Source organism: Bradyrhizobium mercantei, from assembly GCF_001982635.1.
Lineage (GTDB): Bacteria > Pseudomonadota > Alphaproteobacteria > Rhizobiales > Xanthobacteraceae > Bradyrhizobium > Bradyrhizobium mercantei.
The window spans coordinates 201,614-217,006 of sequence record NZ_MKFI01000008.1 but is presented as its reverse complement, the minus strand read 5'-3'; the positions used below and the strand labels follow the sequence as shown (position 1 = coordinate 217,006).

The 15,393-nt window shown below is 64.1% G+C and carries 17 protein-coding genes; 11 read left to right on the top strand and 6 right to left on the bottom strand.

The genetic code is table 11. The annotated features are described in order from the left end of the window. Positions 1 to 107: 107 nt before the first annotated feature. Positions 108 to 926 carry a formate/nitrite transporter family protein gene (locus BI327_RS33875; RefSeq protein WP_076865713.1) on the top strand — a complete coding sequence of 273 codons (819 nt, stop codon included), beginning with the start codon at positions 108 to 110 and terminating at the stop codon, positions 924 to 926. Between the two features lie 60 nt (positions 927 to 986). Next, positions 987 to 2,723, top strand: coding sequence for a bifunctional protein-serine/threonine kinase/phosphatase (locus BI327_RS33870; RefSeq protein WP_076865712.1), 1,737 nt, complete (start codon positions 987 to 989; stop codon positions 2,721 to 2,723). A 166-nt stretch (positions 2,724 to 2,889) separates the two neighbouring features. Here BI327_RS33870 and BI327_RS33865 read toward each other — a convergent pair whose 3' ends face one another. Both BI327_RS33865 and BI327_RS33860 read right to left on the bottom strand, forming a co-directional pair. Further along, positions 2,890 to 3,684, bottom strand: coding sequence for a substrate-binding domain-containing protein (locus BI327_RS33865; protein ID WP_076865711.1), 795 nt, complete (start codon positions 3,682 to 3,684; stop codon positions 2,890 to 2,892). 198 nt (positions 3,685 to 3,882) lie between these two features. Then, positions 3,883 to 5,106 carry a polyhydroxyalkanoate depolymerase gene (locus tag BI327_RS33860; protein ID WP_089025672.1) on the bottom strand — a complete coding sequence of 408 codons (1,224 nt, stop codon included), beginning with the start codon at positions 5,104 to 5,106 and terminating at the stop codon, positions 3,883 to 3,885. Between the two features lie 149 nt (positions 5,107 to 5,255). Here BI327_RS33860 and BI327_RS33855 point away from each other — a divergent pair, with 149 nt between their 5' ends. The 3 genes from BI327_RS33855 (at position 5,256) to BI327_RS42000 (ending at position 6,838) form a co-directional block, all read left to right on the top strand. Continuing rightward, on the top strand, positions 5,256 to 5,912 hold the full coding sequence (locus BI327_RS33855; RefSeq protein WP_076865710.1) for a glutathione S-transferase family protein: 657 nt from the start codon (positions 5,256 to 5,258) through the stop codon (positions 5,910 to 5,912). A 321-nt stretch (positions 5,913 to 6,233) separates the two neighbouring features. Beyond that, the gene (locus tag BI327_RS33850; RefSeq protein ID WP_076865709.1) at positions 6,234 to 6,668 is read left to right on the top strand and encodes a cupin domain-containing protein; all 435 of its coding nucleotides are present in this window, start codon (positions 6,234 to 6,236) and stop codon (positions 6,666 to 6,668) included. Then, a complete protein-coding gene (locus BI327_RS42000; RefSeq protein WP_143271735.1) occupies positions 6,659 to 6,838 on the top strand; it encodes a hypothetical protein in 180 nt (59 codons plus the stop codon). The genes BI327_RS33850 and BI327_RS42000 overlap by 10 nt, the downstream gene beginning before the upstream one ends. A 90-nt stretch (positions 6,839 to 6,928) precedes the next feature. Here the strand turns inward: BI327_RS42000 and BI327_RS33845 are convergent, their stop codons facing one another. Beyond that, on the bottom strand, positions 6,929 to 7,153 hold the full coding sequence (locus BI327_RS33845; RefSeq protein WP_076865708.1) for a hypothetical protein: 225 nt from the start codon (positions 7,151 to 7,153) through the stop codon (positions 6,929 to 6,931). 195 nt (positions 7,154 to 7,348) lie between these two features. On the opposite strand from BI327_RS33845, the gene BI327_RS33840 reads away from it, so the two are divergent. Beyond that, positions 7,349 to 7,717 carry a hypothetical protein gene (locus tag BI327_RS33840; protein WP_076865891.1) on the top strand — a complete coding sequence of 123 codons (369 nt, stop codon included), beginning with the start codon at positions 7,349 to 7,351 and terminating at the stop codon, positions 7,715 to 7,717. Positions 7,718 to 7,861: 144 nt separating this feature from the next. Here the strand turns inward: BI327_RS33840 and BI327_RS33835 are convergent, their stop codons facing one another. Then, positions 7,862 to 8,965 (bottom strand): mandelate racemase/muconate lactonizing enzyme family protein, encoded by a 1,104-nt coding sequence (locus BI327_RS33835; RefSeq protein WP_076865707.1) that lies wholly within the window; start codon positions 8,963 to 8,965, stop codon positions 7,862 to 7,864. A 239-nt stretch (positions 8,966 to 9,204) separates the two neighbouring features. Continuing rightward, positions 9,205 to 10,446, bottom strand: a complete 1,242-nt coding sequence (locus BI327_RS33830; RefSeq protein ID WP_076865706.1) for an ABC transporter substrate-binding protein — start codon at positions 10,444 to 10,446, stop codon at positions 9,205 to 9,207. Between the two features lie 237 nt (positions 10,447 to 10,683). On the opposite strand from BI327_RS33830, the gene BI327_RS33825 reads away from it, so the two are divergent. After that, on the top strand, positions 10,684 to 11,523 hold the full coding sequence (locus BI327_RS33825) for an AraC family transcriptional regulator (RefSeq protein ID WP_076865705.1): 840 nt from the start codon (positions 10,684 to 10,686) through the stop codon (positions 11,521 to 11,523). Between the two features lie 186 nt (positions 11,524 to 11,709). Here the strand turns inward: BI327_RS33825 and BI327_RS33820 are convergent, their stop codons facing one another. After that, positions 11,710 to 12,720, bottom strand: a complete 1,011-nt coding sequence (locus BI327_RS33820) for a polyprenyl synthetase family protein (protein ID WP_076865704.1) — start codon at positions 12,718 to 12,720, stop codon at positions 11,710 to 11,712. 135 nt (positions 12,721 to 12,855) lie between these two features. On the opposite strand from BI327_RS33820, the gene BI327_RS33815 reads away from it, so the two are divergent. The 4 genes from BI327_RS33815 (at position 12,856) to BI327_RS33800 (ending at position 15,388) form a co-directional block, all read left to right on the top strand. Next, positions 12,856 to 13,083, top strand: a complete 228-nt coding sequence (locus BI327_RS33815) for a putative signal transducing protein (RefSeq protein ID WP_076865703.1) — start codon at positions 12,856 to 12,858, stop codon at positions 13,081 to 13,083. Next, a complete protein-coding gene (locus tag BI327_RS33810; protein ID WP_245335011.1) occupies positions 13,076 to 13,903 on the top strand; it encodes a tRNA1(Val) (adenine(37)-N6)-methyltransferase in 828 nt (275 codons plus the stop codon). Before BI327_RS33815 ends, BI327_RS33810 begins: the two co-directional genes overlap by 8 nt. 242 nt (positions 13,904 to 14,145) lie before the next feature. Beyond that, positions 14,146 to 15,081, top strand: a complete 936-nt coding sequence (locus BI327_RS33805; RefSeq protein WP_076865701.1) for a S49 family peptidase — start codon at positions 14,146 to 14,148, stop codon at positions 15,079 to 15,081. Positions 15,082 to 15,196: 115 nt separating this feature from the next. Continuing rightward, positions 15,197 to 15,388, top strand: a complete 192-nt coding sequence (locus tag BI327_RS33800) for a hypothetical protein (protein WP_021080015.1) — start codon at positions 15,197 to 15,199, stop codon at positions 15,386 to 15,388. The last annotated feature ends 5 nt before the right edge of the window (positions 15,389 to 15,393 follow it).

Genomic DNA, 15,393 nt, shown 5'->3' with positions numbered 1-15,393 from the left:
GAGCGATCGTTGAACCCCGATTCCCCGGACGGACGAGCATTTCAATCAACCCGCGTCGCTTCCGGCAGGCAACCGGCGCGGCCGAATTGCGCAAGGGGACTTTACGAATGGCCTATCTCGCACCGTCCGAATTCGTCACCAAGATGGTGGACGCCGGCGAATCCAAGATCTTCATGTCGACGCGCGACACCGTGATCCGCGCCTACATGGCCGGCGCGATCCTCACGCTCGGCGCCTGGTTCGCCGTGACCATCAACGTGAACACGGGGCAGCCGCTGATCGGAGCGCTGTTGTTTCCAGCCGGCTTCGTCATGCTTTATCTGTTGGGTTTCGACCTGTTGACGGGCGTGTTCGTCCTTTCGCCGCTGGCGCTGCTCGACAAGCGTCCAGGCGTCACGCTCGGCGGCGTGCTGCGCAATTGGGGGCTCGTGTTTGTCGGCAACTTCCTCGGTGCGCTCACCGTGGCGTTCATGATGGCCTTTGTCACGACGTTCGGCTTCACGCAGGAGCCCGACAAGGTCGGCATGACCATCGGCAACATCGGCGAGAGCCGGACGCTCGGCTATGCCGCGCATGGCGCCGCCGGCATGGCGACGCTGTTCATCCGCGGCATGCTGTGCAACTGGATGGTCTCGACCGGTGTCGTCGGCGCCATGATCTCGACGACGGTCCCCGGCAAGGTGATCGCGATGTGGATGCCGATCATGGTGTTCTTCTACATGGTGTTTGAGCATTCCGTGGTGAACATGTTCCTGTTCCCGTCCGGCTTGATGCTCCACGCGAAGTTTTCGATCGTGGATTACCTGGTCTGGAACGAGATCCCGACGGTGCTCGGTAATCTGGTCGGCGGCCTCGCCTTTACCGGGCTCACGCTCTACACCACGCATGTGAAGACGGCGCCGAAGCGCCAGCGTCTCGCGGCTTGATCCAGGCCAGCTTATGGGGCTCTCCTGTCTTGGAGGGCCCCATTCGCATTGGGACGGTCGATGCCGCGCGCGCTGAAATTATCGGTCGGGCAATTCTCTGATCAGGGCCGCAAGGACACCAATCAGGATTTCCACGGCGTCTTGATCCCCGATGAGCCGCTGCTCGGCCTGAAGGGCATCGCCGTGGTGCTCGCCGACGGCATCTCCTCGAGCAGCGTCAGCCGCATCGCCGCCGAGTCCGTGGTCAAGAGCTTTCTGACCGACTACTACTGCACCTCGGAATCCTGGTCGGTGAAGAGCTCGGCGCAGCGGGTGCTGGCGGCGACCAATTCCTGGCTCCATGCGCAGACCAGACGCAGCCAGAACCCCTACGACAAGGACAAGGGTTACGTCTGCACGCTGAGCGCGCTGGTGATCCGGTCGACCACGGCGCACCTGTTCCATGTCGGCGACAGCAGGATCTACCGCGTCGCCGGCAATAGCCTGGAGCAATTGACCAACGACCATCGTGTCGTGATCTCCTCGCAGCAGAGCTATCTCGGCCGCGCGCTCGGCGTGAACCCGCAGCTCGAGATCGACTACCAGAATCTCCCGCTCGAGCGCGGCGATACCTTCCTGCTCGTGACCGACGGCATCTACGAGCATGTCCCGGCGCGGCAGCTGGCGAAGACGATCAAGGACGGCGCCGCCGATCTCGATGCTGCCGCGAAATCGATCGTCGCGCAGGCCTATGAGAACGGCAGCCCGGACAATCTCACCGCGCAGATCGTCCGGATCGACGAACTGCCCGACGGCGACGCCAGCGAGGTGTTCGGCCAGCCCACCGCGCTGCCGCTGCCGCCGCTGCTCGATGCACGGATGCTGTTCGACGGCTATCGCGTCGTGCGCGAGCTGCATGCCTCGCACCGCAGCCATATCTATCTCGCGGTCGACGAGGACAGCGGCACCACGGTCACGATCAAGATCCCCTCGATCGATCTGCGTGACGACGGCGCCTATCTGAAACGCTTCATGATGGAGGAGTGGGTCGCCAAGCGGATCGACAGCCCGCATGTGCTGAAGCCGTTTCTGCCGCAGCGCAAGCGCAACTTCCTCTATGTCACGATGGAGTATATCGACGGCCAGACCCTGACGCAGTGGATCACCGACAATCCCGCGCCTGCGCTCGAGACGGTGCGCGACATCACCGAGCAAATTGCCAAAGGGCTGCGCGCGTTCCACCGCAAGGAGATGCTGCACCAGGACGTCAGGCCCGACAACATCATGATCGACAGCACCGGAACGGTGAAGATCATCGATTTCGGCTCGACGCGGATCTCTGGAGTCGCCGAGGCGGTGCCGGCGGGGGTCGAGGATATTCTCGGCACCCAGCAATACACCGCGCCGGAGTATTTCCTGGGCGAGGGCGGCACCGCGCGCTCCGACCTGTTCTCGCTCGGCGTCATCACCTATCAGATGCTGACGGGACGCTTGCCCTATGGCGCGCAGATCGCCCGCGCGCGCACGCGATCCGATTTCAACCGGCTGGTCTACCGTCCGGCCGCGCATGGCGGCCGCGAGGTCCCGAACTGGGTCGACGGCGCGCTGGAGCGCGCCGTGCACGCCAATCCACTCAAGCGCTACGACAGCTTTTCCGAATTCCTGTTCGACCTGCGCAATCCCAACGCAAAATACCTGACGAATTCATCGACGCCGCTGATCGAGCGCAATCCGGTGCTGTTCTGGAAGTCGACCACGCTGGTGCTGGCAGTCGTCGTGGTGCTGTTGCTGGCCTACGGCGCGCATCACTGGCGGTAGCTTCTTCAGCGAGTCTCCATCCCCGTCATCCCGAGGTGCGAGCCTTGCGGGCGCACTTGCGCCGCTGGGCGAGCCTCGAAGGATGAATCGGCCCCCAGCCGGGCCGTGCATCCTTCGAGACGCGCTACGCGCTCCTCAGGATGACGGGAAGAGAATTTGGACGTCGCTAATGCGTCCCGCCGGCGGCGATCGGATCCAGCCCGCTCTTGACCAGCGCGTCGCGCGCATCCGATGAGGCGAGGAAGCTGATCAGCGCCTTGCCGGCCTCACGCTCCTTCGAGACGGTGGCGATCCCGGCCGAGAACACCGTGATCTTCTGCAGCGGCTCCGGTAGCGGACCGACGATGTCGATGCCGGCGACAGGCTTCAGCTCCGAGATCTGCTGCAGGCCGATCTGGGCCTCGCCCTTGGCGACGATCTCGCCGACCGGGGTCGCGGGGATCATCCGCGCCTTGTCCTTCATCTGATCGGCGATGCCGAGCTTCTGGAACATTTCGGTCGAGACATAGACGCCGCTGGCGCTGTCGGAATAGGCGACTGATTTCGCCGCCAGCAGCGCCTGCTTGACGGTGTCGGCGGAGCTGATGTCCGGCCTCAGTGCGCCTGATTTGACCGCGATGCCGATCGGCGACTTCACGAGGTCGACGCGGCTGTCGGCCACGACCTTTCCCTGCTTGATGAGGTCGCCGAGCGCATAGCCGACCATGATCAGGACGTCGGCGGGCTCGCCGCGCTCCAGCCGCACCGGAATGGCGTTGGTGGTCGTCCCCATCGATGGCCCAAAGGCGGTCACCACCTTGTGCCCGGTCTTGCGCTCGAACTCCGGCACCAGCGCCTTGTAGGCCGCGGTCAACCCGCCCGAGATCATGACATGGACCTCCGCGGCGGACGCGGCTGCCGTGAAGGCGAGGGCGCCGATGACGGCAAGCGTGAGGGCACGAAAGGCGGTGGCTGGTCGCATGGAGTTTCTCCCTGGACGATTCTTGGGGGCGGGTCGTCGTGGTGGGGGTTTTAGCTTGCCAATGCGGGCGCGGCTAGGGCCGCAAACGTCCGTCATTGCGAGCAAAGCGAAGCAGTCCATCGTTCCACAAACGCGGAGCCATGGATTGCTTCGTCGCTGCGCTCCTCGCAATGACGGGGAGGGAGCGTCGTCGTGCCGTCACGAATTCACATGCACGAAGTCGCGCAGCAGGGGGTAGATCTCGTTGTTCCAGCGCTTGCCGGAGAACACACCGTAATGGCCGACGCCGGCCTGCATGTGATGGACCTTGCGATAGGTGCGCACGCCGGTGCAGAGGTCCTGGGCGGCGAGCGTCTGGCCGATCGAGCAGATGTCGTCCTTCTCGCCTTCCACCGTCATCAGGCCCATGCGCCGGATCGCCGCCGGGTTCACCGCCCGGCCGCGATGCATCAGCATGCCCTGCGGCAACAGGTGCTCCTGAAACACGTCGCGCACCGTCTCGATATAGAATTCCGCCGGCAGGTCCATGACCGCGAAATACTCGTCGTAGAAGGTCTTGATCACCTCGGCCTTGTCGGTCTCACCCTTGGCGAGATGATCGGCGAGATCGATGTGCTGCTTGATGTGGCGCTCCAGGTTCATCGACACGAACGCGGTGAGCTGCACGAAGCCGGGATAGACCTGACGCAGCGCGCCCTTGCACTGCATCGGCACGTAGTTGATCAGATTGTCCTCGAACCATTTGATCGGCTTGCTCTTGGCGAATTCGTTCACCTTGGTCGGCTGGATCCGCGTGTCGATCGGCCCGGCCATCAGGGTCATCGACGCCGGCCGCGCCGGATGATTGTCCTCCGACATGATCGCGGCCGCCGCCAGCGCCGACACCGAGGGCTGGCAGATCGCCACCATATGCGCGCGCGGGCCGAGCTGGCCGAGGAAGTCGATCAGATGGTCGGTGTAATCCTCGAGCCCGAAGCGGCCCTCGCTGCGCGGGATGTCGCGCGGATTGTGCCAATCGGTGATGTAGACGTCGTGGTCCTGCAGCAGCGTCTTCACGGTGCCGCGGAGCAGCGTGGCGAAATGACCGGACATCGGCGCCACCAGCAACAGCCGCGGCTGCTCCGGGCCGTCCACCTTCCTGAAATGCAGGAGCGAGCCGAACGGCGTCGCGTAGGCGACCTCCTCGGTCACCTCCAAGTCCCGGTTGCCGACGGTCACATTGCCGATGCCGTAGTCGGGGCGGGCGTAACTCAGGCTCGAGCGCGAGATCAGCTCGAGGGCGGCGGCGAGCCGGCCGAAGGTCCGGCCGGACGTCCCCCGCGGCACCAGATTGAGATAGCGCAGCGCCGCCGCGGCGCCGGTCCGCCATGGCGCCGTGAGGTCCATATGGTTCTGATAGGCTTGGTACAGCATTGACATCATACGCATCCACCCGTGGCCCGGCTTGCCATGCAATATCGACGCCAGCGGCGGGCCGGCTGCCCGGCAAATTGGCACGTGGCTTGCTGCAAAAACGAACGGCCCCGGGGGGATCCGGGAGCTAAGGACGCGTTCAGGCGTGAGGGACCGATATGGCGAAGGCGACACTCACCATCAGCAGCAAGAACTATTCGTCCTGGTCGCTGCGCGGCTGGCTGCTGGCGAAATTCGCCGGGCTGGAGTTCGAGGAGGTGGTCACCGCGCCCGATGACCCCTCGGCACGGGCCGAGCTGCTGCTGCTGTCGGCGTCGATCCTGGTGCCCTGCCTGCGCCACGAGGGCGCGACCGTCTGGGATACGCTGGCGATCGGCGAGTATCTCAACGAGATCATGCCGCATGCCGGGCTGCTGCCTGAGGACCGGATCCAGCGCGCCCACTGCCGCTCGATCTCGGGCGAAATCCATTCAGGCTTCACCACGCTACGGTCCTCGCTGCCGGTCAATCTCAAGGGGCATTTCCCCGGCTTCAAGATCTGGTCGCGGGCGCAGGCCGATATCGACCGCGTCTGCACCATCTGGCGCGATTGCCTTGGCATGTCGGGCGGTCCGTTCCTGTTCGGTGAACGCCGCACCATGGCGGACGCGATGTATGCGCCGGTCGTGACCCGCTTTATGACCTATGACGTGAAGCTCGACCCTCTGCCGGCGGCCTATGCCAGCACCATCATGGCGATGCCCGAAATGCAGGAGTGGATCGAGGCCGCGAAGGCGGAGCCCGCCGACGTCGAGGAGCTCGAGGTCGAATATTAGGCAAGCCGCACGCCCGGCCTGCCTGTGCCGGCGGCTCAAGGTCCAGGCAAGCCTTGCTCAATGGACGTGCCGTCGGCGTCAGGCATTGGCGCCGCTCGGCGGATGCGCCCAGGGGACGCCGAACCCAAATATGTGCCTCGCTCCAAATGCTTCCGCTGCGATGGCGGCGCCTGACGAGACCGATCGCCGCAGCGCAACCGGGCTGGCAAGGATTTCGCATAGTCATGACCGAGCTGTGACCGCGACGATGCGACGCTGCCGAAAATTTGGACGCTGAGCCGCGCCGCGATCTCGCGAACACGAGAACCGTGGAGGCTTGAAATGAACCAGCATGCCGTCGTCAGCAAATTCTCCCACGTCAAACCCGGTGACACCGAGTTCAAGGGCGGAGGTCTGCGCGACTTCTTCCTGTATCGCGATCTCGGCATTGCCGATGCCACCAGCGGGCAGGTGATCTGCCATCTGGTCAAGGCCAATCCCGACATGCCGCCGGAAGAGGGCACCGGCTGGCACAAGCATCTGTGCGATTTTCAGATCGTCATCATGACCAAGGGCTGGGCGCGCTTCATGTACGAGGACAAGGAGACGCTGGTCGAGGCCGGCGACGTCATCCACCAGCGCCCCGGCATCACCCACTATCTGTTCGATTACTCGAAGGACATGGAATACCTCGAGATCGTCAGCCCCGCCGATTTCAAGACCGTCGATGTGCCGCCGGCGACCGAGACCGTGCCGCCGATCACGCCGTGGAAATGATCGCCGAGGAGATCAGAGAGGAGGGCTCGCAAATGTCGTCTGCTGAGGAATTAACCTTTGTTGTCGGCCGCTGGCTGCGGCCGATCGTCATGCTTCTGTATGTGGTGCGCCGCATCGGGCTGATGGCCACATCTAGCCGTGAACAACGGAGTACGTTGCTCAATCAGTGATTCGGACGCGGTTCGTTCCATCCGCGTTCCAAATCTTAAAACACGCCCGCGCGCGCGTCGCGTTTTGAAACAGCGCGCGCCAATGAGCGCTCAAGCCATTCCCGCCTGTTTGACGCGCGGCATCCGCCAGGCAATGACGTTGGCTTCCAGCGCACCACCGGTCGCGTCATTGCGCCACTGGCCGTCGATGAAGCGGCAGGCGAACGGCAGCTGATACGTTCCGCTGTGATCCTCGCAAAGCACTTCCACGCGTTGTTCCGGCGAAGGTTCGCCATTGCCATCGAATTGCGCCAGCCGTTTTTCGCGCGTTGCCATGCGATCTGTCTCCACTGCCCAAGGTCGAGCCAAAAAGGGGTCGAACCAAACAAGTTCCGAAGGCCCCCGTCCCCACGAGTAGTCCCCGTAATGGGTAGAGCACACCGCTCGAATACGGTTTCAGTGTGGTATGTCTGCCTTGCTTTCAGCGTCGCGAGCACAAAACTGTGAATGACGCTTTTGATGGGGACGCCGATGATCGCTCGTTTCGCTGTTGTCTTGCTCGTGCCGCTTGTGCTCGGCGTCGTCGGAACCGCGCATGCGCAGGACGTCCCCGGCATCGAGATCTGCACCGTCGAGAAAACCATGGAGCGGCGCACGAGCTGCCTGCAGAGCAATGTCGATTTCCTGCAGAAGACCATCACCAAGCTTACGACGGATCATCAGCAGAAGCTCGACGCCGCCAACCGGCAGATCGCGAGTTTGCAGAACGCGGCTGCAAATCTGCAAAAGCTCGTTGCCGATCTGCAGGCGGCGCAGGCCAAGCTGACTGAGGACATGAAGAAGAAAGCTGACGCGCCGCCGGCGAAGGATGCGGCGCCGGGTGCGAAGGATGGGAAGTAGCGATCGTCATTGCGAGCCAACGGGTCGCGCGAACGCGCGCCCGATGACAGGCTCCGCGAAGCAATCCATTGCGCCGCGGACGCGGATCGATGGATTGCTTCGTCGCTTCGCTCCTCGCAATGACGGCGGAAGGAGCTGGGCTCGTCACGCCACCCGATACTTCTCCATCACATCGCGATCCGGTTCGTAGCCGAGCCCGGGGCCCTGCGGCACGGCGACATGGCCGTTGGCGTCGACATCGATGCGGTCGCCCCACAGGCAGGCGGGGCGCTTCATGAAGAATACCTCGATCAGGCCCGCGTCGCGGATCGCCATCAGATGCAGCGTGGCGAGGAAGCCCGGTCCGAAATAGGGCGAGTGCGGAATCACCTGGACGCCGAACTCGTCGGCGAGCACGGCGACCCTCAGGAATTCGGTGACGCCGCCGACCTTGATCACCGACGGCTGCGCGTGGCTGACGGCACCCGCCGCCATCATCTGGCGGAATTGATGTACCGTGCAGGCGTTCTCGCCGGCCGCAATATCGAGCCGGCCTTCTCTGCGCACCTCCGCGAGCGTCGCGAAATCCTCCGGCGGCCAGACCGGCTCCTCCAGGAACATCGGCGCGGCCTGCTTGCAGTCGCGGGCGAATTGTATCGCCGCCGGCCCATCCAGCGGGCAGTTCATGTCGACCATCAGCGGCACGGTGGGGCCGATCGCCTCGCGCGCGGCGGCAACCGCAGGCACGGTGGTCTCGTGCAGCTTGATCGCTGAGTAGCCGAGCTTGATCGCCTTCTTGCATTCGGCGGCAATGTGGGCCGGATTGCCGATCCGCATCAGGCTCGCATAGGCCGGGATCGTGCTGCGCTTCGCGCCGCCGATCAGTTGATGCAGCGGCTCGTCCTTCACCTTGCCGGCGAGGTCCCACAGCGCGATGTCGAGCGCGGAGATCGCAAACATCGTGATGCCGTAGCGGCCGAACAGATGCAAATTGCGCTGGATCTGCTCCATCGCAGCGGGGATCCGGGCGGCGTCGGGCACCTCGAGGCCGCGTGCCTGCGGCGCGATCATCTCGGTCACCGCCATGCAGCTCGTCTTCGGGCAGACATAGGCGAAGGCGTCGCCCCAGCCGGTCAGGCCGGCATCGGTGGAAACCTCGACCAGCACCATGTCGAGCGCGGAGATCGCGGACGCTCCCTGGCGGAAGCTCGCAGGGCCAGCGTCATAGGGAATGCGGATGTGGTGGGCGCGGACGTCGGTGATTTTCATTGTTGTTGTCCTTCCGATCGCAGGATGTGCCTGGAGGGCCTGGTGGCGGACACCTTAGCCTGAATACGGCGAGGGTGGGTACGGCATCGCTTCGGTTCGCCTGGGTTCCGGCCGCTCTCACAAGCCGTCTTCTCACAAGTCGTGCTTGTGAAAAGCTTGCGCGTGAATCGTGTCGAAGACGTGGATGCCCGGCGCAGGGCCGGGCATCATGAAGCCCAAAGTTGTGGGAGGAAGGGCTCCTAGCTGCTCTTCTCGCCGCTCATGATCGGGCCGAACCGCTCCCAGCTCTCGCCCTTGAAGCGCATCATCTGCAACTGCTCGATCGGTGCATAATCGTCCGCCCCGGTCTTGATCTTGGTGCCGGGCAGGTAGATGCCGATCTCGAAGTTGAGGCTGGCCGCCTGCTTCATCAGGTTCTCACGGGTGAGGTTGTCGCCGCATTGCCGCAACACCTGCTCCAGCCCCTTGGCGACGCCATAGCCGAACACGGTCGAGGCGTCGTTCTGGTCGCCCTCGGGATACCACTTGGTCATGAAGGCGCGCCACTCGTTCATGGCCGGATCGTTCTTCCACTCGTGGTCCGCGGGATCTTTCAGATACTGGGTCGACAGGATGTCCTGGCTTGCCTCATAGCCGGCCGGCTTCATCACGCCGCCGATCGAGACGGAAACGTTGGTCAGAAACTGGACCGGATGCCAGTCGAGTTCGGCGGCCTTCTTGATCGCTTGCGCCGCGAATTTCGGCGTTGCGATGTTGACGAAGATGTCGGGGTTGGCGCCCTTGATCTGCACGATCTGCGAATCCACCGTCGGCGACGAGGTCTCGTAGGAGGATTCGACGATGATCAGTTTCTTGGCCTGATCGCCGAGCCCGTCATGCAGGCCGATCAGATAGTCCTTGCCGAAATCGTCGTTCTGGTAGAGCACGCCGATGGTCTTGCCGGGATATTTCTGCAGGATGTATTTGGCATAGATGCGCGCTTCGACCTGGTAGCTCGGCTGCCAGCCCATGGTCCACGGAAAATTCTTCGGATCGTTCCACTTGGCGGCGCCGGTGGAGACGAACAGCTGCGGCACCTTCTTGGCGTTCATGTATTTCTGGATCGCGGTGTTGCCCGGCGTGCCCAGCGGATTGAAGATCAAGAGCACCTCGTCGCTCTCGACCAGCTTGCGGGCCTGCTCGACCATCTTCGGCGGGCTGTAGGCGTCATCGTAGGAGATGAAGTTGACCTTGCGGCCGTTGATGCCGCCCTCGCTGTTGAGCTTGTTGAAATAGGCAGCTTCGGTCTTGCCGATCGTGGCGTAGGCCGATGCCGGCCCCGAATAGGGCATGATGTTGCCGACCTTGATCTCGGTGTCGGTCGCGCCCGGATCGTATTTCTTCTGCGCGTTGGCGGCGGTCGCCACGGCGATCGTCAACAGCGCCGCAAGCGCCGCAGATTTGACGCCGTGGGCATAGCTCAAGCGTTGGTGGTGCATCATTGTCCTCCCTGACATGCTGGCCGCGGCTCGTGCAGTCTTGATTTTCAGGCAGCTTGATGAGCCGTCGGATCGATGCAACTGCGAGTATGCACGATTGCGACGGTGTTGCCAGCGACGGCTTTGGGCTAAAATTTCGCTGAGCGGAACCACGGTTTCGCCGCTGCGCAGCAAGGACTGTCAAATGCCGCGCGTCGCATCCGTGCATGATGCCCGCGCTTTGCAGGAAGGCCGTCGTCCATGAATCCAGCCCAGAAGGCGCTCTGGTACATCGAAAGCCACCTGCGGAGGTCGCTGACGCTCGATGACATCGCCGTCGTCGCCGGAGTCTCGCGCTTCCATCTGGTGCGGGCTTTTGCGGAAGCCACTGGCTTCTCGGTGATGCGCTACGTGCGGGCGCGCCGTCTCAGCGAGGCCGCGCGCGAGCTCGCGGCCGGTGCGCCCGATATTCTCAGTCTCGCGCTGGACGCGGATTACGGCTCCCACGAAGCATTCACCCGCGCGTTTCGCGACCATTTCGGCGTCACGCCGGAGACGGTGCGCGCGACGACGTGCCTGACGAAGCTCAAGCTCCAGGAGCCGATCACCATGATCTCGACCGCTCTCGATCACATCGATCCGCCGCGCATCGCGACCGGCAAGGCCTTTCTCGTCGCCGGCGTCGGCGAGCGCTACAACCACGCCAATGACAGCACGGCCGGCATTCCGAACCAGTGGCATGGCTTCCACCAGCAATGCGCGCATATTCCCCGTCGGGTCGGTAATCTCGCCTACGGCGTCTGCTGCAACGGCGACGACGCCGGCAATTTCGACTACATCGCCGGTGTCGAGGTTGCCGATTTCTCCGACCTGCCGCGCGAGTTCGCGCGGGTGCGGATCCCGGCGCAGAAATACCTGGTGTTCACCCACGCCGACCACATCTCCACCATCCGCCGCACCGTCAACACGATCTGGAATCGCTGGCTGCCGCAATCCGGCATGAAGGTCGCGGACGCGCCGAACTTCGAGCGCTACGACGAGACATTCGACAAGAACACCGGCAATGGCGGGCTGGAGATCTGGGTGCCGGTGGAGGGGTAGTTCTCAGCGCCATCCGAGCCGCAACGAGATGTCGTCCCTGCGAAAGCAGGGACCCATACGCCGCGGCAAGACTTGTAGGTGGGACTCGTCGTTCTAACGTCGCGCAATCATCAGCATTTGTGGTTATGGGTCCCTGCTTTCGCAGGGACGACGCTGATGATGCGGCTGCGGGCTTGCCTTGCTAACTCAGTGCGACCTTGCCAGGCAGAACGCGACGACCTCTTCCAGCGCCGTCTTCATCGGCGAAGGCGGGAACAGCGCCAGCGCGTCGACCGCCATCGCGCCGTAGTGCTGGGCGCGGCTGATCGTGTCTTCCAGCGCGCGGTGCTTGGTCATCAGCCCGATCGCGTGGTCGAGATCGGCGGCGCCGATCTCGCCGCGCTCGAGCGCGCGGATCCAGAACTTGCGCTCGGTGTCGTTGCCGCGGCGGAACGCGAGCACGACGGGGAGCGTGATCTTGCCTTCGCGGAAATCGTCGCCGACATTCTTGCCGAGTTTTGCGGATTTGCCGCCATAGTCGAGCACGTCGTCGACGAGCTGGAAGGCGATGCCGAGATTCATGCCGACCGAGCGGCACGCGGTCTGCTCGGCCTTCGGCCGGTTGGCGATCACGGGGCCGACCTCGCAGGCGGCGGCGAACAGCTCCGCGGTCTTGCCGCGGATCACGGCGAGATATTCGTCCTCGGTGGTCGCGGTGTTCTTGGCGGCGGCAAGCTGCATCACCTCGCCCTCGGCGATGGTGGCGGCGGCCGCGGACAGGATGTCGAGCGCGCGCAGCGAGCCGACCTCGACCATCATCCGGAATGCCTGGCCGAGCAGGAAGTCGCCGACCAGCACGCTGGCCTCGTTGCCCCACAGCATCCGCGCGGACAATTTGCCGCGGCGCAGCTCGCTCTCGTCGACCACGTCGTCATGCAGCAGGGTCGCGGTGTGCATGAACTCGACCGCGGCGGCGAGCTTGATATGGCCGTCGCCGGAGTAGTCGGCGAGCTGGGCCATCGCCAGGGTCAGCATCGGGCGCAACCGTTTGCCCCCGGAGGAGATCAGGTGGTTGGCGACCTCGGGGATCATGGTGACCTCGGAGCCGGTCCGCGAGATGATGGTCGCGTTGACGCGCTCCATGTCGGCGGCGACCAGTCCCACCAGCCCGTCGATCGAAGCATTGGACGGGCTTTCGAAGGGTACAATAACCGCCACGCTGGTCTCCAATTTTGCCGAATACGCACTATGCTCAGCTATAACAATAGAAACTGCGCGGTGCAGCGGCAAGGCCTCGAAGTTGTTGACATGTGACGCATTCGCTGCACTGCCGGGGCGACAGGAGAGCGTATTTTGCGGGAATTGGTACGGACCAATGACATTGTGCTGGTCTCGGCCGTCGGCGCGCTGCTCGACAGCGCTAACATCCACCATTTGGTGCTCGACCAGAACATGAGCGTCGTCGAGGGCTCGCTCGGCATGCTGCCGCGGCGGATCCTGGTGCATGAGGACGACAACCAGGAGGCCCGCCAGCTCCTGACCGATGCCGGCCTCGGCCATGAATTGCGGGCCGATGATTAAAGCGTTTTCAAGCGAAGTGGACCCCGGTTCGCGTGAAGAAAGCGCGTCAAAAAAGCAGCCTGCGGCCGCCGAGATCACCGAGGACGGATTCCTTGGTGGCCAATTGCGCCTGCGGCAGCCCAAGAGCGGCCACCGTGCCGGCCATGACGCGATCCTGCTCGCCGCGGCAACGCCGGCGCGATCGGGCGACCGCGTCGTCGATCTCGGCTCAGGCGTCGGCGCGGCCGGGCTTGCGGTGGCGCGGCGGGTGAGGGGGATCGATCTCGTCCTGGTCGAAATCGACCCTGACCTGGCCGAGCTGGCCCGGAATAACGCCGCTGCCAACGCGATCAAGGCCGAGGTGGTCATCCTCGATGTCGAGGCCGGCGCAGCCGCCTTCGATGATGCCGGGCTTGCGCCCGACAGTGCCGACGTCGTGCTGATGAACCCGCCGTTCAACGATCCGTCGCGGCATCGTGCCTCGCCGGACGGCGTGCGCCAGCGTGCCCATGTCGCGACCGCGACCACGCTCGCGGCCTGGGTTCATGTCGCGCGGCGGATTCTCAGGTCGAACGGGCAGCTTGCGTTGATCTGGCGGGCCGACGGGATTGCCGAAGTGCTGGCCGCGCTGGACCGCGGCTTCGGCAGTCTCGAGATCCTGCCGGTTCACGGCGACGCCACGGCGCCGGCGATCCGGATTCTGGTGCGGGCCGTCAAGGGCGGCCGGGCGCCGACGCGGCTGCATGCCGCACTGCTGCTCAATGAAGAGTCAGGTGTGCCCAATAAATGGGTGCAGGAGGTTTTGGCTGGAAAGGGAGAATTGCCGCTGGCGCGGCGCTGACGGGCGGGGAAGCCCGCGTCGTCACTGGCACTAAATTACTGCGAAGCCGTTTCCGACTGGCGTTCCGGCGTCGACGTGAAGCGGATCGCCGTCAGGAGCGTACCGATCAGCATAATCAGCAGATAGATCTTCATGAGTCCCTCTCCGCCGCGAATTGCAACCCCAATGACAAAATGCAAAACGCGTTCCACGGAATCCAATGACAGTGGCGTGATAAAAAGTGGTTAATTCGAGGTAACGGCATGAGTGAACAAATAAGTGATCGCCAAGGACATCCTGGAGCACATTCCGGAGGACGTTCGGCATTGCTCGATCGCGTGCAGGGAATGTTGCCGGCACGTTTCCGGCGCGGCACGGCGGTGGTGCCGGTCGTGCGGTTGTCAGGCGTGATCGGTGCGGTGACGCCGCTGCGGCCCGGCATGACGCTCTCGGGTGTCGCCAAGATGCTGGAGCGCGCCTTTGGCACGCGTAATGCCAAGGCGGTGGCGCTGGTGATCAATTCACCGGGCGGCTCGCCGGTGCAGTCGCGCCAGATCTATCTGCGCATCCGCCAGCTGGCGGCGGAGAAGAAGCTGCCGGTGCTGGTGTTCGTAGAGGACGTCGCGGCTTCCGGCGGCTACATGATCGCGTGCGCGGGCGACGAGATCTATTGCGACCCGTCCTCGATCCTGGGGTCGATCGGCGTGGTCGGCGGCAGCTTCGGCCTGGAGGGGCTGATCAAGAAGATCGGGGTCGAGCGCAGGCTCTATACGGCGGGCAGCCACAAGGCGATGCTCGATCCGTTCCTCCCCGAAAACCCCGACGACGTCGCCCGGCTGAAATCGATCCAGCGCGAGATCCATGCGATCTTCATCGCGCTGGTGAGGCAGAGCCGCGGCAGCCGCCTGAAGGGCGCCGACGATGTGCTGTTCACCGGCGAATACTGGGCGGGCGAGACCGCGATCGGGCTTGGGCTCGCCGACGGGATCGGCGACCTGCGCGCGACGCTGCGGGCCCGCTATGGCGAGAAGGTGCTGACGCCGGTGATTGCGCCCGCGAGCGGGATGCTGTCCGGTCTGCTCGGCCGCAGGGCGGCGGGGGCGGGCTCGCTGGCGGCGCTCGATGGGCTGGCCGGCCTGCCGGATGATCTGATCTCGGCGGTGGAAACACGGGCAATTTGGGCCAGATTCGGGCTCTGAACACGGGGATGTGAGCGCGCCATTTAGCCCCAAAACCGTGATTGCGGCGCAGGCCGCCTTGCGCAAGAATGAGGGCATTGGGGGCCTGACAGACGTGAACGACAAGGATCGACCGATGCCGCCGCTGATTGCATTCGCAGGCGTCCTGGGTGGCCTGGCCGTGGTCCGCTGGGCTTACAAGACGGCCGTCCGGATCAACCAGGAACTTGAAGAGGCGCGATTGTCACGCGTGGCCGAAGCCTCGCGCGCGAGCGAAATCAAGACCCTGCGCCGCGACCCCGTGACCGGGGCCTATCGCCCGGGCTAGCCAGC